A 19722-nucleotide genomic window follows, 5' to 3' on the forward strand; every position below is an offset into this window, starting at 1 on the left:
ATGAGATTTAATTCACTTAGAACATTCATTTAAGTTAACTTTTAACTAGATAGGGAGATGGACTTTATAGTGATTATTTTCTTTATTAAGACGGTGAGATAATTACTTTAAAACCACCAATAAAATTCTATAAAAGACTTTAGTACCTAGAATAATATTTCTAGGTACTTTTTATGAACTTATACAACAATATATAGGCTGCTTCCTTTTTCTAATAATAAAAAAAGTATTAGGTATAGAAGATAGAGTATAAAAATAAGTTAACCGTCCCTACCTTACCAACAAGAAGATAATAATTATATCTAAGTTAATGAATTACATAATGTAAAGATGTTAACCGTCCCCAATTAGAATTTAATATTAGATTTGTTAAGGGAAGGTTTAGAGATTAATTAGAAATTAACATAATAACTTGAGATTTCATTAAGAAATGTAAGACATATGCCCTAAACTAAGGCAGTTACAGAGTTTTGGATAAAGGGTGAAACTAATATCTCTAATATCTATAACTTAACTCCTATATAATCCAGGGTTAACATGGCTACATTACAATTAGAACTAAAGTAGTGAAATATAAATTTTATAGTTATTTTACTTACCTTAATATTTTATTTAATAGTAAGTAAGAGCTATAGAACTTCTTATAAGTTTTTCTGAGCTTTAAATAAGGAAATGATATTTTATCTTTAAATAAAGTATTGTTACCTAATTGCTTACTTATAGTGATTAAATTTAAAGTTAAAAATAACTTTACTTAACTAGGATTATAAAAAGAAAATCTATATTATTTGGGAGGGTTTATTAATGAAAAAGAAATTTATTATGGGAATAGGGATAGCTTTAGCTACTATGTTTATTTTTAGTGGGTGTGGAAATAAAACTTCGGCTTCAACAAACAAAGCTAAAAAAGATTTAGTAGTGTATACACCTTTAGAAGAAGATCAGGTTAATGAATATTTACAAGGTTATAAGAAGATGCATCCAGAAATTGATGTAAAAATAGTAAGAGACTCTACAGGAGTTATAACGTCAAAGCTTATAGCAGAGAAGGATAATCCAAAGGCAGATTTAGTATGGGGGCTAGCAGCTACAAGTCTTTTAACTTTAGATAATAAAAATATGTTAGAGCCTTATGCTCCAAAAGGAGTAGAGAATATACAAGATAAATTTAAAGATAAGGGAGATACCCCTAAATGGGTAGGAATAGATGTTTTTGAGGCTGGAATAACTGTAAACAAAGAGGAGTTAAAAAGAAAAAACATACCTGTACCTAATAGTTTTGAAGAACTTACAAGACCTGAATATAAAGGATTAATAACTATGCCAAATCCTGCATCATCAGGAACTGGGTATTTAACAGTAGCTGGAATGTTGCAAGTTTTTGGAGAGGAAAAAGGATGGAGCTATTTAGATAAACTTCACGAAAATATAGCAAACTATACTCATTCAGGATCAAAACCAGCAGTGCTATCTGCTAAGGGAGAGTATCCAATAGGAATATCTCTAGCTTATAGGGGGATAAAAGAGAAAACTAAGGGATCACCAGTAGAAGTTATATTCCCTAAAGAGGGATTACCCTGGGATCTTGAGGCAAATGCTTTAATAAAGAAATCAGATATAAAAAGTGAGGCAAAAGAATTTTTAGATTGGGCAATATCAGATGACATAATGAAGGTATACCAAAAGAATTATCCTATAGTTTCTATAAAAGGAGACTTTAGTTTACCTAATGAATACCCAAAGGATGCCTTAGATAAACTAGTTAAGAATGATTTTGTAAAATCAGCTAAGGATAGGGAAGGGACCTTAGATAAATGGACTAAAAAATATGATTCAAAGAGCGAACCTAAGAAATGATAACTTTAGTCAAGAAGAACTTTATATGGTTACTATGTCAGCTCTTAATTTTAATTTGTATATAAAGAGATAATTTATATAGAAGGAGATATATGGATGATAGACAGTGAGTATCTAAAAATTCAGGAATTAAGCAAAACCTTTGGAAGATTCAATGCCTTAAATAATATAAGTTTTACTGTAAAAGAAGGGGAGTTTCTTTGTCTTCTAGGACCATCTGGATGTGGGAAGACAACCCTTCTTAGGGTACTAGCAGGACTTGAAAGCTGTGAAAAAGGAAGGATCTATTTAAAGGGAAGGGATATAACCAGTGAGCCTACAAGAAAGAGAGGTTTAGGTATAGTGTTTCAATCTTATGCATTATTTCCTAATATGACTGCTTTTGAAAATATATCTATTGGGCTTAAAGAAAAGAAAATAGACAAGCTATCAATTAATAATAGAGTTAAAGAAGTTTTAGATCTTGTGGAGTTAGAAAATTGTAAGGAGAAATATCCAAAAGAAATGTCAGGAGGGCAACAACAAAGAGTAGCTCTTGCTAGGGCTTTAGCCTTATCACCAGATTTCTTGCTACTAGATGAGCCATTATCAGCTTTAGACGCAAAGGTAAGGGCTAAACTTAGGTATGAGATAAAAGAGTTACAACAAAAGCTAGGTATAACAACTATAATGGTAACTCATGATCAAGAGGAAGCTTTATCTATGGCGGATAGGATAGTAGTTATGAATAACTCTAAAATAGAGCAGATAGGCACTCCTTTGGATATATACAAAAATCCTTGCAATAACTTTGTAGCAGACTTCATAGGAGTTACTAATTTTATAGAAAATGAAAATATATTTGGGTCTTATGGCTCCATAAGACCAGAGGATTTTTTAATAACTAGAGAAAACATAAAGAACTCAAGACCCTCTATAATAAAGTCCATGGAGTTTAGAGGAGGATTCTATAGGATATTTGTAAATCTTTTAAGCACTAATGATATAAGTAAAGAAATTATAGCAGATATACCTTGGTATGATTGTGATTCATTGAATCTAAGAGATGGGGATAAAATTTATTTATCTATAAGGCAAAATAAAAAGGAAGTATATGTTGATGATAAAATACTGGGATGTGTGTAGTGATATGAGAAGTAATTTTATGAGGTTTTTTTCTAAAGATAAGTTACTAAAATACATGATGATTTACTCTATGGTTATATTTCTAATGGTAGTAATGGTTCTACCCCTTGTAACATTATTTACAACAGCCTTTAAAAATCAGGCTGACGAATATGTAGGAATTCAAAATATACTCTCATATTTAAGCTCTGAAGCAACAAAGTATTCTTTAAAGAACACCATTAGTGTTTCTCTATGGACAACTGTAATAACAGTAATATTAGCCTTTTTATATGCTTACGGATTGACTAGAACTAATATAAAGGCAAAAGGAATATTTAAGTATATAGCCCTATTACCTTTATTTGCTCCAACTATGTTATATGGAATAGCCCTGATATATTTATTTGGAAACAAAGGCCTGGTAACTATGTACTTAGGGATAGACATAGGATTATATGGGTTTAAGGGAATAGTGATCTCAGAGATTTTATATGCATTTCCCCAAGTATTTTTAATATTATATATATCTTTAAAGACTGTTGACTTTAGACTCTATGAGGCAGCAGAAACTTTAGGTGTATCAAATATTAAGAAGTTTTTCTATATAACTCTTCCAAATATAAAATATTCAATAATAAGTTCTGCTTTTGTTAGTTTCACCCTAAGCTTTACAGACTTTGGTGCTCCAAAAGTTGTAGGAGGTAGCTACAATGTTTTAGCCACTGATATATTTAAACAGGTAGTAGGACAACAAAATATAAATATGGGAGCAGTGGTTGGAATTATACTTTTAATCCCAGCATTATTATACTTTGTTGTAGATAGATTCAGTGAAAATAAGAGAAAAGATGGAGCTGTTAATGCTAAATCTGTAGATTATAAAATAAGGAACAATAGGTTAAGAGACAGGTCTATGACTTTATATTGTAGTCTTATAAGTTTATTCTTTCTAGCACTTATATTTATGATAGTATATGTATCTTTGGTTAAAATTTGGCCCTATGACTTAAGTATAACCTTTAGTAATTACACCTTTAATAACTCTACAGGAGATGGCTTAACTGCCTATACAAATAGTCTTAAAATGTCACTGATAACAGCGTTTATAGGAACAATAATAAGTTTTTCTAATGCTTATATTATAGAAAAGTTTAAAGAGCTTAAGCTACTTAGAACCGTAGGGTATTTAATATCTATAGTACCTTTAGCAGTACCTGGTCTAGTTATAGGACTTTCTTATATATTTTTCTTTAACTCACCTAATAATCCTTTTAACTCTATATACGGAACAATGGCTATATTAGTATTAGCCAATGTATTTCATTTTTACTCAGTACCATTTATAACATCTATGACAGCTATGAAAAAGCTAGATAAAGAATTTGAAGATGTTTCAGAATCTTTAAGCCTACAATTTTATAAAACATTATTTAAAGTAACTATACCAATGTCTATAACAGCTCTTTTAGAAATATTTATGTATTATTTCACAAATTCAATGGTGACTATATCAGCTCTAGTTTTCCTGTATTCTCCAGAACTTAAGTTAGCTACTATATCAATGATAAATTTAGATGATGCAGGAAATACATCCTCATCAGCAGCTTTAGGAGTTCTTATTATAATAACCAATATAATAGTTCGTTGCTTATATGAGATTTTAAGTAAGAAATTAGTTAATGAGAGAACTAATAAGAAGGAAACACAGGTTTTAATAAAAACTGTGGAAGCATAGGGAGGTATAAATATGAAACTTAATAATATAAAAGGGGTATTTTTAGATTGGGCAGGTACCACAGTAGACTATGGATGCTTTGCTCCCATTCAATGTTTTATGAAGGTATTTAAGGATGAGGGAATAGATGTTTTTGTAGAAGAAGCTAGACAACCTATGGGTCTTAAGAAGAGAGACCACATAATAGAAATGCTAAAAATAGATAGGATAAATAACCTATGGAATAAACATTTTGGTAGGCAGTGGAATGAGGATGATATAAATAGGATGTATAAGAGATTTGAGGAAGATATTTTATTAATACTTCATAACTATGCTGAACCTATAAAAGGAGCAATAGAACTTACTAATATATTAAGAGAAAATAATATAGCCATAGGTTCTACATCAGGGTATACAAAGTCTATGATGGATATAGTAGCTAGTAATGCTAAAGATAAAGGGTACTACCCTGATTATATAGTAGCTGCCGATGAAGTTAAGGCGGGAAGGCCTTACCCCTACATGATATATAAAAATGCAGAAAACTTATCAATATATCCATTAAATAAATGTGTAAAGATAGGAGATACCATAAGTGATATAAAGGAAGGGGTAAATGGAGGGTTAATTACTATAGGAATAATAAAGGGAGGATCTGAGCTGGGTCTTAGAGAAGAGGAGGTAAAGTCCCTAAGTAAAGAGGATCTTACAAGAAGAATGGATATAGTAAGAGATAAATTTTTAAAAGCTGGAGCTAGTTATGTGGCAGATTCCTTAGAAGATGTAAAAGATATTTTATATAATATAGATAAGATACTGGGTATTAGCACTACAGAGGAAAGGAAATTACTATTTACTCCAGGTCCATTAAGCACATCAGAAGGGGTTAAAAAGGTAATGGATTATGACTATTGTACCTGGGATGATGAGTATAAAAATTTAACTGAAAAAATAAGAGCTTCAATTGTTAACATAGCAACTAAAAATACAAAAGAATATACAACTGTTCTTCTTCAGGGAAGTGGTACCTATTCAGTAGAAGGGACTTTATCTACAGTTGTTCCTAAGGGTAAAACTTTATTAATATGTAGCAATGGAGCTTATGGGGAAAGAATGATAGAAATTTGTGAAGCTGAAAGTATTGCTTATATAGCATATAAGGAAGAATATAAAAATCCATTAAGTATAGAGACGATAAGTGAAATAATAGATAAAAATAAAGATATATATGCCTTAGCAATGATTCACTGTGAAACAACTACAGGAATGTTGAACCCTGTAAAAGAGGTAGGAGAAATCACAAAGAAGCATAATATTTTATTTATAGTGGATGCAATGAGTAGTTTTGGTGGAATACCTATGGATATAAGTGATTTTAATATTGATTTTTTAATAAGCTCTTCTAATAAGTGTATTGAGGGAGTACCAGGATTCGGATTTATAGTATGTAAAAGGAGTGAAATTGAAAGGTGTAAAAATAATAAGAGAACACTATCCTTAGATATATATGATCAATGGAGAGTCATGGAAGATACCAAGGGAAAGTGGAGGTTTACATCACCTACACACGTTGTTACAGCTTTTTATAAGGCATTAAAGGAACTTGAGGATGAAGGTGGTGTAGAGGAGAGATATAAAAGATATAGTAAAAATCAAAAGCTTTTAGCTGAAAGCCTTAAGGAGATAGGCATAAATTCAATAATAGATAAAACTGTACAATCCCCTATAATAACAACCTTCATATATCCTAATAATATAAACTTATCCTTTAATGAGTTTTACAAAAAGCTTAAAGAAAGAGGATTCATAATATACCCTGGAAAGCTTACAAAAGAAAACACCTTTAGAGTGGGAAATATAGGAAAAATATATGAATGGGACATAAGAAATCTTAGCCTATGTATAAAAGAAATCCTGAGCTAATATTGGGGACGGTTAACAACTTTTATGAATAAATAAAGTAACTATAAAGAAATAATTAGGGACGGTTAACATTTTTTATATGAGTAAAATAAGATACAGGTATTTTAATGGGGACGGTTAACAACTTATTTCTAAAGAAAACCAAACTTTAGAGAAGTATTTTATTTAAAATAAATTTTGAGTGGTTTATTATATGAAAGTAATAATTACTATATCTAACATTTAAGATGAGGACTACCAATGATATAAAGAGTATAAATCGGGTAGGGATAAGTCATAGATTAAAATACATAAGAGAAATAATATAAGTTTAAAAATTAGTTAGGGACGGTTAATATTTTTAATTTATAGAAAAAAATTAAGTAGTATGATAAAGATAAAAAAATTTAAACTTTATCATACTACTTTTTTATTAAATACTAGCTTTTAATGAATTATTTTTCATATAAAAACTTATAGAGTCATATAAAACTTTTAATAAAGCAGGAATTAGAACTCCTGCAATAGTATATAAAACCCACCAATTATCATAACCAGATATTATAGGATATTCTGAAAGCATATTAATAGGATGTGAGTAAATTAATATATTAATATAGCTTACAAATTTAAAAGATAAAAAGTGAAGAGCCATTATAATAACAGAGTTTTTACCTATATATTCTAGTGAAGACATTGCTTTATAGTTTTTTCTGCATAAAAACTTTGCTATATATAAATTACAGTAAACTCCAGTACAAGGTAGTAGAATAAGATAAATAGGGTTAGTAAAGGTGTAACTAGAAATATCTATAAATATATCCTTAGTTAAATACATTATTATTAAGCAAACTATAAAACCATATATATTCATTGGAATTTTATCCTCATATTTTTTATATAAGTATCCTATATAGTAACACATAAGCATAAGTAAAGTTCTGGTATCAACTATGGCTAGGATAGGATTTACTAAACGAATATTATAACCTCTTAATATAACTTCTAGATTAAAACCCTTCTTGAACAATAGGAACGAACTTAAATAAATACCTAAGATTACTAAATGCTTTAAATTATCATTTTTAACATTTAGTTTTTTTAAGATTAAACTTATCAATAAAAATAATATATTTACGAAGAAAAGAGATTTTAAAAACCAGAATGCACCAAGCATCATATCATCAGTATAACTAAAAGAAAGTAATGTTTTTAACAATACTAAAAATTGTTTTAATTCAGTTATAGGAACTACTTGATCAGATGTGTATACATTAATGTTAATTAATAAGTTTCTGATAAGTACGAAAAAAAGTTCATATAATACAAAGGTTAAATATAAGGACTTAAATCTTCTTTTTACAAAGTCTAAAGGCCTGTCTAAGTATTTATCTTTAAAAAAGTATCCTGATATGAAAAAGAATAATGGCATATGATAGGAATAAATTATGGATGTAAAAGGAGAACTAGCATGTCCCATAACCACTGCTATGATCCCAAGAGCTTTTAATAAATTCATATACTTACTTTGATTATTACATTGACTACTATCCTTCAAGAAAACCACTCCTTAAATTAAGAAAATAATATTAGAAAAATTATCCTATAAAATTTTACTTTATACTATAAGATAATTCAATATAGTTAACATACTTTTAAAGAGAAGCAGAAAGGGTATATAAATAACTTAGAAATGTTAACCGTCCCTAAAAAATTAATAGGATTAGGGGATTAGGGGATTAGGGGATTAAAATAGGTTAAATGTCTCTGAGAATGAAAATTGATAAAGGCTTAAAATATGTTAACTGTCCCTAAGGTAATAAGATCAATAAAAGATTAAGGTCTAAAATATGTTAACCGTCCCCAAAGTGTATTGATACATTTTAAAGTGTAGGGGTACATTTTGAGATTAAAACATCTCAAGGTAATATATGGATAAAATGAAACTTAGGGGGTTATATAAAAATGGTGGATTTTAATAAAAAATTAGGAGAAAAGCTTCAGGGTGGAGTAATAATGGATGTAGTAAATAAGGAACAAGCAATTATTGCTGAAAAGGCAGGAGCCTCTGCAGTTATGGCACTTGAAAGAGTTCCATCTGATATTAGAAAAGAGGGGGGAGTGGCTAGAATGTCTGACCCAAAACTTATAAGAGAAATAAAAGAATCAGTTTCTATACCTGTAATGGCAAAGGTTAGGATTGGGCATTTTGTAGAAGCTCAAATATTAGAGTCCTTAGGAATAGATTATGTGGATGAGAGCGAAGTATTAACGCCAGCAGATAAATCTTTTCATATAAATAAAAAAACTTTCAATATACCTTTTGTATGTGGAGCTAAGAATTTAGGAGAGGCATTAAGGAGAATAGGAGAGGGAGCTTCTATGATAAGAACAAAAGGAGAGGCTGGGACAGGTAACATTGTAGAGGCTGTAACCCATATGAGACAAATGTCAGAAGATATTAGTAAAGTTGTCCATGCAAAAGAAGAGGAGCTTATGACCATAACTAGGGATATGAGGGCACCCTATGACTTAATTTGCTATGTCCATATTAATAAAAAGCTTCCAGTAGTTAATTTTGCTGCAGGGGGAGTAGCCACACCAGCAGATGCAGCTCTTATGATGCAGTTAGGTTGCAATGGTGTCTTTGTAGGATCAGGAATATTTAAATCTGAAAATCCTGAAAAGAGAGCAATAGCAATAGTAGAGGCAGTTAAGAATTATAATAATCCAAAGATAATAGCAGAACTCTCAGAGGATTTAGGAACAGCTATTTTAGGCGACACAATAGAAAGCTTGGAAAGTAGGTATTCAGAAAGAGGATGGTAATACTTATTAAGTATATAGATTAACCTAAAAGCTTATATTTATTATTTTATAAGTCATAATTTAAACTGTTATGCTACTTAAGCTTTAAAGCAGTGAAAATTTGTGTTTTTAAATCATAAAATTTTAAAATCAAAAAGATAGAAGCTACTGTCTTAAAGAGTTTTAATTAATTAGCACAAGAAATTAATTAAATTTAAATTAAATCAAGCATAACCTTAAGATAAGCGAGAAGTAGTTAATGGATTAAGGGAATGTTAGATTAATAAAACTATTACTAAAATAGTAAAACTATATAAATATAATAAGCTTATGTTAAAGAAATGAAATTACATTAGAATACCTCCTAATTTTTAATTAATTATGAAAGTAGTAAAAGATTATATTGAGTTAGCAAGCAAATAGAATAAAACATATAATAATATTATATGTAAAAATTAAGCATTAAAGTATTAGCTTTACAATACGATATTAATTGATATAGGAAAATTTAGAGATTGGGGGGTTTTTAATGAATCAATCTGTACCAGTAATATTGCTAGGAATAGCAATTTATTCTTTTATTCTTTTTGTAGCTCATGAGTTTTTTAGAAGAAATTTAAAGGCTGCAACAGTATTTTTCTTTTTAACTCTATTATCATTTCCTCTATGGTTTGGAAATATAGATGGACTGTTTATGTGGGGAAAAACTATATTAGTACTAGTTCCCTTATGTTTTGTAAACATTGTTCGCTTAAATAATAGAGTAGGTTATGAGGGTATACCAAGTCTTCAAAAGATATGGCCAGTAGCCATTGTATATGTAGCATTAAATGCTAATATAATAGAAGCTTCTATAACAGATTTAAGTGTAGGGAGTTGGTTTAACTTCCTTGCAGGTATCATTCTATGCTTAACTATTCCACTTCCAAAGAATGCTTGGAAAATTGATAAAAAAGATAAATATGCTGATATGGTAGCGGAGTTACCACTTATGTGGAGTTTACTTTATACAACATGGAATGCATGTTTTTTATATGCAGAAAGACCACATATGTTTGCTACTACCTTATGTATACTAATAGCACCTTTAGCTTGTGTTTTCTTTAATAAGAGACCAGATTTATGGTTTAGTGCTAGATCTTATACTTTAGGTTTTCATTTATTTATAAGAGCTATAGCAGGGGATATATTTACTCCTCTTATGGATAGTTCAAAATGGTATAATAGTAAAGTTGTTCTTTACTGGGGCATATTAAATCTTATATTACATGTAGCATACACTGCATGGTATTTTACTAAAGGGAAAAAAGCAACTAAAATTTCCCAAGGGATATAGGTAATAAGGTTTATTTTAAGTTAATTGCAATAATAAGCTTTAATATAAATACTTAATGAAGTTTTCTATTATATTATTATAAAGAAAAGGCTACCTTAAGCTGTATTATGCTTTTAAGGTAGCCTTATATTTTAAAGTATTTAGAAGAACATAATTATTACTTAAAATAGGATTAAACTTCATAAAGCCTATACTAATATAATTAATTCTTCTTAATTAGATATTTAAGTTTTCCTTTAAAAGTTATAGGGTTTTAATATAAGTCCTTAATCTATCCATTAAAAATATCATTGACTTGCCTTGCTTTAGCCATATGGATAAAGTAACCTTAAAACTTAAAACCCCATAAATAGGCCTTTCAAATAATTACTTAACTTATTATTCAACAATAGCCTTAATTTATTATTTTTTAAGAAATGTATGAAGTAAATTTTAAAGTTAATTTATACACCTTGATGAATCAAGATAAATCAATAAAACTTTAATGAATAAGTTAAAAATTATTATTAAATCCCTATACAATAGAGATTAAGATTACATTTCCTTAAGCATAGCTTTTAATATGTTAGTAGAGTTTTCAACAGCTATATACTTAAATTTCTCGAAGTCCATGTGAGCTCCAGTATTTGCATTATCAGATATAGAACGTATCACAACAAATGGTATATTATTTAAGTAACATACGTGAGCTATACTTCCACCTTCCATTTCACAAGCAAGAGCATTGAACATTTCCTTTAGCCATCTTATTTTTTCTACATCTGCTACGAATTGATCACCAGTAGCAATTCTTCCTATAAAGCTTTTGTGATTAGTATTTTTCTCACAGGCATTTTTTGCTAAGGAGATTAAGTCTTCAGAACATTTAAAATCAAATGTATCAAGTCTTGGTATTTGACCATGCTTATCACCAAAAGCTGTAGCATCCATGTCATGTTGTATTAAATCACTTGCTATAACTAAATCCCCAGGAACGATATCTTCTCCAATACCTCCTGCAATACCTACATTAATTACATTAGTTACATTATATTCAGATACAAGTATTTGAGCACATACCGCAGCATTAACTTTACCTATACCACAAACAACACAAACTACCTTTTTACCATATATCTCTCCAACATTAAATTCCATATTAGCTTTCTTATAAGTTTCTTTATTATCCATCTCTTTAAGAAGAAGTTCAAGCTCCTCGCTCATAGCAGATATTATTCCTAAAATCATTAATTATTCCTCCATTTATATAATTTAATGCAATAAGCATTATATTTAGCATATTGTGATACAGATAGAGTTCATAAATATAAAATTAACTTATACATGGTATTTATTCATTGATAAATCAGCTTTTTAAGGAATGTATAAGTTGAAAATTGACATAGTAACCCTATATAGATATCCACAGTGAAATCTATATTTATTCAAAAGTTTTCTTCATAACCATTTTAAAAGTTGATAAAGAAAACTTAAGGAATAATCCAATGTATCATTGTGGATAGCTATATCAATGTTACACTTAACTTAAAATTATTATAATCTATATCTTAGAACAAATATAATCCATAAATATAAATTATAATACTAAAGTATGAATTTTTTTACAATGATATATTAGAAAAACTTCATAGAAGTTTTTTCTTAAAATAACTTATAGTATATTATATCAAAGATATATAACTTCTAAAACAAAATAACTTTAAACTAAATCAGTGTGTTAGCTTATTTATATAATTGAAATTATTAGATTTTTTTATATAGAGTTTATAAATTAAAATATTTTTAATTTATAGTCCTTAGAAAGATGTATGAAATCCACAATTTCAAGAAATTAAGGTATGGATAAATCAAATCAAAAGATTAAAATCATACAGTTATAAAATATGGATTAACTACCTATTAAAAGTTAATAATAGATTTAGACAAATTTCTTGAGTAGTATTTAGTAAATGTATTATAATAGCACTAAAACATAAAAACTCAAAAGGGGAGAACTTTAATGGAGCAAAATCAGTTTACTAGAACGGCACTTTTAATAGGAGAAGAAGCAGTAGAATATCTAAAGACAAAAAAAGTAGTGGTTTTTGGTGTTGGAGGAGTAGGAAGTTTTACTGTGGAAGCATTAACAAGAAGTGGTGTAGGAACTATAGTTTTAGTTGATAGCGACACAGTATGTGTTACAAATATAAATAGGCAGATTCATGCTATTCATAATAGTGTTGATAAGGTTAAGGTTCAGCTTATGAAGGAGAGAGTATTAAGTATTAATCCAAATTGTAATGTTATAACTCATGAAACCTTCGTAAATGCTGGTAATATAGAAGACATAATAACAGAAGATGTAGACTATGTAGTTGATGCCATAGATACTATATCATCTAAAATAGATTTAGCTATATGGTGTGAGAAGCATAATGTTCCCCTTATAAGTTCAATGGGAACAGGAAATAAGTTAGATCCAACTCAATTTAAGGTTACTGATGTATATAAAACAAAGGTATGTCCTTTAGCTAAGGTTATGAGATATGAACTTAAAAGAAGAGGAGTAAAGAAATTAAAGGTGGTTTATTCAGAAGAAATGCCAAGAAAACCATATTCTCCTCAGAATACTTCTAAAAAGGAAGATGCAGATTTAGCAGAACTTAAGCGTACTTCTAAAAGACAAACTCCAGGAAGCATATCCTTTGTTCCTCCAGTAGCGGGAATGATATTAGCTGCTGAAGTAGTTAGGGATTTAATAAAGGATTATTTATAAGATTTAATAGGTAAAGTATATTATAAGTAAAATTTATGCTTTTAAATAAAATGGTGAAAAGTTAAATTATATAAAATGCACCCTATATAGTAGACATGATAAAAAAGTCTATTCTATAGGGTTTTTATATTGAACTTTAATTCAGTTATATAGTTAAAAATTAATGTGATTTTTAATATTAAAACCATAGGATTTTAAGTTTTAATATTAATTTATACATCTGACTAAATCAATACAAGTTAATGATATTTTTAATGGATAAGTTAAGGGCTTATATTAAAACCTTATAGATGAGATAAGTATAGATATAGTTAAAGTGTCAAAGGTTACATAACAAAATTTAAGTGACACAGCAAAGAGTACAGGAGCTAATTGAAAAATTAATAAAGAATCAAATGAACTTATATTTATTAGTTATATATAAGTTCTAATATTAAAACTGCATTAGCTTCAGTTGAAACTTATTGAGTTATCAATAAGTGAAATGTAAAGTTCTTAATTCAATATATATAGATTACGAAACAAAAGAACTCAGGGAACTTGTCCCTTTGAGTTCTTTTGTTTTAAATTACTTATAACTATTATTGAAATAAGTAAATAGTAGTGGGTTCATAAAATTACATGAGTTAATTTTTAAAATGAACATTTAGAGTAATCATTAATAAAGCAAAGATTTATGAACTTATATGAGCTAATTCTTCTATTACTATATGAATATCTTCATGAACTTTAGTTATTTTATCAATACATTTATTTTTAGGTAAATTATAAGAACTGTGAAGTAATGTCTTAAGTTCTTCAGCACCTAATAAATATCTAAAATCTTGTTTATCATTATAAGCATGTCTTATGTTTCTTATAGCATTGGTTTCAATTATAGTACAGTTTGCACTATCTTCCTTATTATTTATAGCGTTTAAAAAGTTTTTAATATCATTATAACCTTCACAAAGCTTTGGGTTTATATATGCTGTAACTGTAAAAGGATCATCTTTAGCATTTGTATCTGTTTTATATATAAAATTAAATTTTACCAGTTCTTTTTCTAGTCTTTCTTTTAAGTCTTTACTACTTATTATTCTTCTATTTTCCATGTTACTTCAGCTCCTCTCTAACTTTCTAATACTATTATTTGAATTTATGAAGTTATAAATACTAGAGGAATTTTTGAAAAAGCCTATGTATATAGAAAGAATTGAAATTTTAAATATTTAAAAAGATTTTTATTATATAAGGAAATATTAAAGATTAACTCATAGTTTTACTAGGAATATTTATATCTTTAAAGTCAAATAATTTTTATAAGAGAAATAAGCTTATATAAAAGATTTTGTGGTAAAATATAGAATAATAGTTATTTGATAAAAATGAAGTTTCATAATAAAATTTTGTTGGATAATTTTAATAATCATATATAATAAATAGAAAAGTTTAAAATATATATTCAATAAAAATTGTGTATTTAAATCGTAATGACAATCATTAGAATTTATTTTTATTTTAAGCTTATAATTGTAGTTTTTAATTAGAACTTTATATATGATAAACTTCTATATAGATTTTTATTAAATAGTATAACTAGATTATAAGTAGAGTATAAGAGGAGGAATATAATATGAAATACTTATTTTTGCAATATCCTAAATGTAGTACTTGTGTAAAGGCTAGAAAGTGGCTTGAAGAGAATAATGTGGAATTTGATAATAGACATATGGTTGAAGAGAATCCATCCTACGAGGAGTTAAAACTTTGGATAGAGAGAAGCAATCTTCCAGTTAAAAAGTTTTTTAATACAAGTGGAAAACTATATAAGGAAATGAATTTAAAAGATAAGGTTAAAACAGAAAGTGATGAAGACCTAATAAAAATATTAGCTACTAATGGAATGTTAGTTAAGAGACCTTTAATTATAGGAGAAGATAAAGTATTAGTAGGATTTAAAGAGGACACTTATAAAGAGGAACTTTTATAATCATGGATAAAGAAATCTTAGGTAAGGATTTTTTTAGAAGAGATGCTAGAATAGTAGCTAAGGATTTATTAGGTAAAGTTTTAGTAAGAAATTATAATGGAAATATTTTAAAAGGAAAAATAGTTGAAACAGAAGCCTATATAGGAAGAATAGACAAGGCTTCCCACGCTTATGGGGGAAGAAAAACAAATAGAACTATTACCTTGTATTCAGAGGCTGGAACTTCATATGTATATTCTATTTATGGAATGTATTATTGTTTTAATACCATAACTGGAGAGGAAGGCGAAGCAGAAGGAGTTCTTATAAGAGCTCTAGAGCCTTTAGAAGGCTTAGACACTATAAGTATAAATAGGTTTAAACGTCCTTTTAAAGAACTTAGTAAAAAGCAAGTTCTTAATCTTACATCAGGACCAGGTAAATTATGCATAGCCTTTAACATAGATAAAGACATAAATAAGGCATCATTATTTACTGAAGATATACATATATGTAATGGTGATAATAAGGAGTTTGAAGTAGTAGAAAGTAAGAGAATAGGGATAGATTATGCAGAAGAAGCAAAGGATTTCTTATGGAGATATTATATAAAAGGAAATGATTTTGTTTCTAAAAAATAACTTAACCTATTATGCTAGTTAAGTCTTAAGGTAGTGAAGAGTTATGATTATAAAGCGCTATAGGGTTTTAAGTTTTAAACTTAATTTATAAAGAGAGTAATTACTTTAAATAAAAAGGATTTAATACTAATTTAATTTTAGATTAGTATTAAATCCTTTTATTTTATCAATAACACTGTTAAAATCCATAGTAAAAATAAATTATAATTACTACAATAAATAAAAATTTAATAATGAGAAAATCATTAGATTACCTTAAGAATAAGGCGAATTAATTTAAAGAATTGAGAATTAATTATATTTCTAATATATCTTTTTCTTCTTTTAATGATGTGGTATTCAAAAATATAAGTTTTCGTTTTTCATTGGTGAATAAAATATCTATAGTATTATCATGTATATCAATTGAATCGATAGATTCAAAATTCCAGAACCTATAACCATAGGTGATTCCAGATTTAGTAAAAACAATTTTATTTGGTATATATAAAAGAAAGGCAATAATCATAGTTATAAAAAGTAGTCTATCTAAGATATCAGTCAATAAAAAGTCTAAGGTAAGTAAAATATTATATAGATCAATAAAGGAAGTAATTAGAAGTAAAAAGCTTATAAATTTTATAATTACGTGAAATTTAACTTTTACTTTAAAGGATTGAATAATATTATAATTATTATTTTCATAGTACTCTTTAATAAAAAATATAAGTAAACTGATAGATAAAAAGTCTAAGGTTAAGTGTAGATTCATTAAACCCCTCCTTTTAAATTCACATATTATTACAATTATATCACTTATACATTATATGTAAATGATTTTGGGTTAGAAGTAGTAAGAAATTAAGAAAGAGTTTAATGGATAAATATTTTATTATGGTAGAAAATAAAATGTATTATTTATCTTAAAATTGCTATAGGGTTGCATACTCAAAAGGTAGTTTATACGTGTAAATTATTCGTTGATAAGTCTCAAGGTTTATGAATGTATAAGTTAAGAAATTACCGCAGAACTCTATATAGGGTTTTAACATAAGTTCTTAATTTACTCATTAAAAATATCTTTGATGTATCTTCTTTTAAACATATTCATAAATTAAATTTAAAACTTAGAATCCTATAAATTTAAGTAAGATAAAATCATTTTATAAAAGGGTGGTGATGAGGATATGTTTCTAATAACTATACCGAATTATTTAGTTACACCTCTTATATCTGCATCGGCTATACTTTTAGGGTCTTTAGTTGGAGCATATTTTAGCTGGGTTATTTCCAATAAGACAACAGTAAAAAGTATAAAAGAACAATATAGAATTATGGAGATAAATAGGAAGTATGAGGAGGAGCATAAATGTAAAAAGATTTGTGTTTATGCAAATATAATAAGGCTTGATGTATGTACTTCTATATTTCAAAGTATTAGGGGAATAAAGGGTATTAATAACAATGAAGAGGGAAGTTTTTATCCAATCCCTATAAATAAGAGTTATTCTAATTTAGTTGCAGCTTTATCAGATAAGTATACATTAAAAGAACTTAGCTACTTATATCAGTTGTATGGAATAATTGAAAAACTTAATTATGATATATTAAATCAAGGGTTAATCGAGAAAAGTTATAGAGAAGTTATACTTAAGGATTATGAGGGGCTATTAAAAAAGATATACGGTATTAACTATAAAGAAATTTTAAGAGTTGATCATGATAAAATAAGTTATAAAGAACTTTATGAGAATAATATAATAAAAGAAGGATATAGAGAAGTATTAAGAAAGCTAGATTATATATGTATTTTAGAACAAGAAAAAATAGGCCATAAATAGAGGGGATTACACAATAGATAGAAACTTTAAAGAGCTTAAAAACATAAATGAAAAACATAATAAGTTTATTTATAAAACTTTTCTTTATTGTAGATTGTAAATATAGGGTTAATAATATCTCCCTAAAAAATAAAATTAAAATAGCGAAAAATACCATATATACCTTATAATTATTTATATATCTTAACAAAGTCATTTAAACAACAGGGGGTTCTATATGAAAGAGAAGTTTGTACTTAAAGGGGATAATATTATTCTTAGAAGTCTAGAAATTACGGATATAGATAATTATATACATTGGTATACTGTTGATAGAGAGTGGGAGGAATGGGATGCTCCCTGGGAAAGATTTAATTTTGATGAAGAGAGTATTAAATTATTTATCCTAAGTAAAATAATAGAAGATAGAAAAAGTAAGGTTAAAAAGTTTTTGCAAGTTTGCACTAAAGATGGAACACATATAGGATGGGTTAATGCTTACTTTTTAAAGGAAAGTTCTAATAAGTTAGCAGTTGGAATAACTCTGCCACCCACTGATTTTAGGGGTAAAGGTTATGGAAGAGAAGGATTAATTTTATTTATGAATTATCTAAAGGAAAACTTTAATCCTATATACATGGAGACATGGACAGGAAATATTCCTATGATGAGGGTAGGAGAAAATATAGGATTTAAGGAAGTACATAGAGAAGAAAACTTTTGGAGTAAAGATAGTATAAGCTATGACAGAGTAACATATAAGATATGCGTAGGAAGTAACTAAATGCTTTATTCAGTATAACCTTAAAGATAAACATAGAAATTATAAAGTTAAATAATTAATTCAACTACAATTTAGATAAGATAAAGATTTTATCAAAGTTGTAGTTTTATTTTATATAGAATATTAGATACAACTTATACAAAAAGAATTTACCAATACAATCTATAGATAAAACCAATAGATAACTTGGGTGCTATTAGTTTTAATTAAGTAATATTATTTAAAACTTTATATTAAGTCTTATATAAAGTAAAAAAAATCTAGTATAATAATTATAAGAAAATTACGAAGATTTAGAAATAAGGAGATGTATTATGAATAGTTTGGAGAACGTAAATGAACTTGTAGAACAAAATGGTTATAGTTTATATATTCCAAAGGATTTAAATCATCACAAAGAAGCAGACTTAATGGTTGTATTAAATGATATAGGAAATGAAAAATATAAAAATAACATAAAGATGTTCTATAGGGATATATGTGACAATGAGGGGATAATAATATTGTTCCCAAATAAGGTAGTAGAAGATGATTCTTGTTTAGATGAGAAGATTTTAAAAGAGATTAAAGACTTAATTATTTATATTAAGGAAAATTTTAAAATTAATAAGGTCATAGTAAATGGAGCTTTTATAGAAGGATATAGAGCTCTTAAACTTTATGACTATTGCGGTGAGATGGTAGATGGATTATGTATAATATCTACCCATTATTATATTCCTAAGTTATTGGGAAGAGAAAATGGGATAAATTATAGGGAACCTATGAATATATGTAAGTTTAAGGATACTCCAATGATAGTTTTCCATGGAACTAAGGATGAGATATATTCTTATAGTGATATGAGAGGTTTTTTTAAAGATCTAACTAATATAAATTCATCAGTTCAGGTAGTGGTAGAGGATATAGGACATGAAGGTATATCTAGTTTTAGAATGGATATATTATGTATGTGGCTTAAAAAGTTAAGAAGAAGTTGATAAAAGTAAAAGATTAAGAACTTATAATCTTTAGAGAGGTAATTATAAGTTAGTATAAGGTTTAAACAAGGTTATAAGTATTAAA

16 protein-coding genes are annotated in these 19722 nt (G+C 27.5%); 12 read left to right on the forward strand and 4 right to left on the reverse strand.

Features of this window, described 5'->3' with window-relative positions:
- The first annotated feature begins 804 nt into the window (after nt 1–804).
- The 4 genes from BR69_RS0110330 to phnW all read left to right on the forward strand — a co-directional run bounded on the left by BR69_RS0110330 (nt 805) and on the right by phnW (nt 6604).
- Nucleotides 805–1857, forward strand: a complete 1053-nt coding sequence (locus tag BR69_RS0110330) for a putative 2-aminoethylphosphonate ABC transporter substrate-binding protein (protein ID WP_034849743.1) — start codon at nt 805–807, stop codon at nt 1855–1857.
- Nucleotides 1858–1953: 96 nt separating this feature from the next.
- Nucleotides 1954–2982, forward strand: a complete 1029-nt coding sequence (locus BR69_RS20375) for an ATP-binding cassette domain-containing protein (RefSeq protein ID WP_051623575.1) — start codon at nt 1954–1956, stop codon at nt 2980–2982.
- On the forward strand, nt 2957–4699 hold the full coding sequence (locus BR69_RS0110340; RefSeq protein ID WP_242840684.1) for a putative 2-aminoethylphosphonate ABC transporter permease subunit: 1743 nt from the start codon (nt 2957–2959) through the stop codon (nt 4697–4699). The genes BR69_RS20375 and BR69_RS0110340 overlap by 26 nt, the downstream gene beginning before the upstream one ends.
- Before the next feature lie 12 nt (nt 4700–4711).
- Nucleotides 4712–6604, forward strand: a complete 1893-nt coding sequence (gene phnW / locus BR69_RS22400; protein ID WP_084315419.1) for a 2-aminoethylphosphonate--pyruvate transaminase — start codon at nt 4712–4714, stop codon at nt 6602–6604.
- Nucleotides 6605–7016: 412 nt separating this feature from the next.
- On the opposite strand, the gene BR69_RS0110350 is transcribed toward phnW, so the two are convergent.
- Nucleotides 7017–8141 (reverse strand): acyltransferase family protein, encoded by a 1125-nt coding sequence (locus tag BR69_RS0110350; RefSeq protein WP_027633127.1) that lies wholly within the window; start codon nt 8139–8141, stop codon nt 7017–7019.
- A 407-nt stretch (nt 8142–8548) separates the two neighbouring features.
- On the opposite strand from BR69_RS0110350, the gene pdxS reads away from it, so the two are divergent.
- Nucleotides 8549–9412, forward strand: coding sequence for a pyridoxal 5'-phosphate synthase lyase subunit PdxS (gene pdxS / locus BR69_RS0110355; protein WP_034849746.1), 864 nt, complete (start codon nt 8549–8551; stop codon nt 9410–9412).
- 508 nt (nt 9413–9920) lie between these two features.
- The gene (locus BR69_RS20380) at nt 9921–10727 is read left to right on the forward strand and encodes a hypothetical protein (RefSeq protein ID WP_051623576.1); all 807 of its coding nucleotides are present in this window, start codon (nt 9921–9923) and stop codon (nt 10725–10727) included.
- A 534-nt stretch (nt 10728–11261) separates the two neighbouring features.
- Here the strand turns inward: BR69_RS20380 and BR69_RS0110365 are convergent.
- Nucleotides 11262–11954 (reverse strand): 5'-methylthioadenosine/adenosylhomocysteine nucleosidase, encoded by a 693-nt coding sequence (locus BR69_RS0110365; RefSeq protein WP_027633129.1) that lies wholly within the window; start codon nt 11952–11954, stop codon nt 11262–11264.
- A gap of 772 nt (nt 11955–12726) precedes the next feature.
- Between BR69_RS0110365 and BR69_RS0110370 the strand changes: the two genes are divergently transcribed.
- Nucleotides 12727–13482, forward strand: coding sequence for a tRNA threonylcarbamoyladenosine dehydratase (locus tag BR69_RS0110370; protein WP_027633130.1), 756 nt, complete (start codon nt 12727–12729; stop codon nt 13480–13482).
- A 674-nt stretch (nt 13483–14156) separates the two neighbouring features.
- Here BR69_RS0110370 and BR69_RS0110375 read toward each other — a convergent pair.
- Nucleotides 14157–14576, reverse strand: coding sequence for a hypothetical protein (locus BR69_RS0110375; RefSeq protein ID WP_027633131.1), 420 nt, complete (start codon nt 14574–14576; stop codon nt 14157–14159).
- A 521-nt stretch (nt 14577–15097) separates the two neighbouring features.
- On the opposite strand from BR69_RS0110375, the gene BR69_RS0110380 reads away from it, so the two are divergent.
- Together BR69_RS0110380 and BR69_RS0110385 are read left to right on the forward strand one after the other, a co-directional pair.
- A complete protein-coding gene (locus BR69_RS0110380) occupies nt 15098–15454 on the forward strand; it encodes an arsenate reductase family protein (RefSeq protein WP_027633132.1) in 357 nt (118 codons plus the stop codon).
- A 2-nt stretch (nt 15455–15456) separates the two neighbouring features.
- On the forward strand, nt 15457–16074 hold the full coding sequence (locus BR69_RS0110385) for a DNA-3-methyladenine glycosylase (protein ID WP_034849750.1): 618 nt from the start codon (nt 15457–15459) through the stop codon (nt 16072–16074).
- Nucleotides 16075–16369: 295 nt separating this feature from the next.
- On the opposite strand, the gene BR69_RS0110390 is transcribed toward BR69_RS0110385, so the two are convergent.
- Entirely contained in the window at nt 16370–16825 is a 456-nt protein-coding gene (locus BR69_RS0110390) for a hypothetical protein (RefSeq protein WP_027633134.1), read from the reverse strand.
- A gap of 415 nt (nt 16826–17240) precedes the next feature.
- On the opposite strand from BR69_RS0110390, the gene BR69_RS0110395 reads away from it, so the two are divergent.
- The 3 genes from BR69_RS0110395 to BR69_RS0110405 all read left to right on the forward strand — a co-directional run bounded on the left by BR69_RS0110395 (nt 17241) and on the right by BR69_RS0110405 (nt 19637).
- Nucleotides 17241–17894, forward strand: a complete 654-nt coding sequence (locus BR69_RS0110395) for a hypothetical protein (protein ID WP_034849752.1) — start codon at nt 17241–17243, stop codon at nt 17892–17894.
- 217 nt (nt 17895–18111) lie between these two features.
- The gene (locus BR69_RS0110400) at nt 18112–18657 is read left to right on the forward strand and encodes a GNAT family N-acetyltransferase (protein ID WP_027633136.1); all 546 of its coding nucleotides are present in this window, start codon (nt 18112–18114) and stop codon (nt 18655–18657) included.
- A 314-nt stretch (nt 18658–18971) separates the two neighbouring features.
- The gene (locus tag BR69_RS0110405; RefSeq protein WP_027633137.1) at nt 18972–19637 is read left to right on the forward strand and encodes a hypothetical protein; all 666 of its coding nucleotides are present in this window, start codon (nt 18972–18974) and stop codon (nt 19635–19637) included.
- Nucleotides 19638–19722: the final 85 nt, after the last annotated feature.

The organism is Clostridium hydrogeniformans DSM 21757 (genome assembly GCF_000686705.1).
In the GTDB taxonomy this organism is placed as follows: Bacteria; Bacillota; Clostridia; order Clostridiales; family Clostridiaceae; genus Clostridium_Z; species Clostridium_Z hydrogeniformans.

Coding starts and splice junctions, on each gene's coding strand:
- BR69_RS0110380 (WP_027633132.1), top strand. CDS start 15,098: ATGAAATACTTATTTTTGCAATATCCTAAATGTAGTACTTGTGTAAAG.
- BR69_RS0110395 (WP_034849752.1), top strand. CDS start 17,241: ATGTTTCTAATAACTATACCGAATTATTTAGTTACACCTCTTATATCT.
- BR69_RS0110330 (WP_034849743.1), top strand. CDS start 805: ATGAAAAAGAAATTTATTATGGGAATAGGGATAGCTTTAGCTACTATG.
- BR69_RS0110365 (WP_027633129.1), bottom strand. CDS start 11,954: ATGATTTTAGGAATAATATCTGCTATGAGCGAGGAGCTTGAACTTCTT.
- phnW (WP_084315419.1), top strand. CDS start 4,712: ATGAAACTTAATAATATAAAAGGGGTATTTTTAGATTGGGCAGGTACC.
- BR69_RS0110400 (WP_027633136.1), top strand. CDS start 18,112: ATGAAAGAGAAGTTTGTACTTAAAGGGGATAATATTATTCTTAGAAGT.
- pdxS (WP_034849746.1), top strand. CDS start 8,549: ATGGTGGATTTTAATAAAAAATTAGGAGAAAAGCTTCAGGGTGGAGTA.
- BR69_RS20375 (WP_051623575.1), top strand. CDS start 1,954: ATGATAGACAGTGAGTATCTAAAAATTCAGGAATTAAGCAAAACCTTT.
- BR69_RS0110405 (WP_027633137.1), top strand. CDS start 18,972: ATGAATAGTTTGGAGAACGTAAATGAACTTGTAGAACAAAATGGTTAT.
- BR69_RS0110370 (WP_027633130.1), top strand. CDS start 12,727: ATGGAGCAAAATCAGTTTACTAGAACGGCACTTTTAATAGGAGAAGAA.
- BR69_RS0110390 (WP_027633134.1), bottom strand. CDS start 16,825: ATGAATCTACACTTAACCTTAGACTTTTTATCTATCAGTTTACTTATA.
- BR69_RS20380 (WP_051623576.1), top strand. CDS start 9,921: ATGAATCAATCTGTACCAGTAATATTGCTAGGAATAGCAATTTATTCT.
- BR69_RS0110385 (WP_034849750.1), top strand. CDS start 15,457: ATGGATAAAGAAATCTTAGGTAAGGATTTTTTTAGAAGAGATGCTAGA.
- BR69_RS0110375 (WP_027633131.1), bottom strand. CDS start 14,576: ATGGAAAATAGAAGAATAATAAGTAGTAAAGACTTAAAAGAAAGACTA.
- BR69_RS0110340 (WP_242840684.1), top strand. CDS start 2,957: ATGATAAAATACTGGGATGTGTGTAGTGATATGAGAAGTAATTTTATG.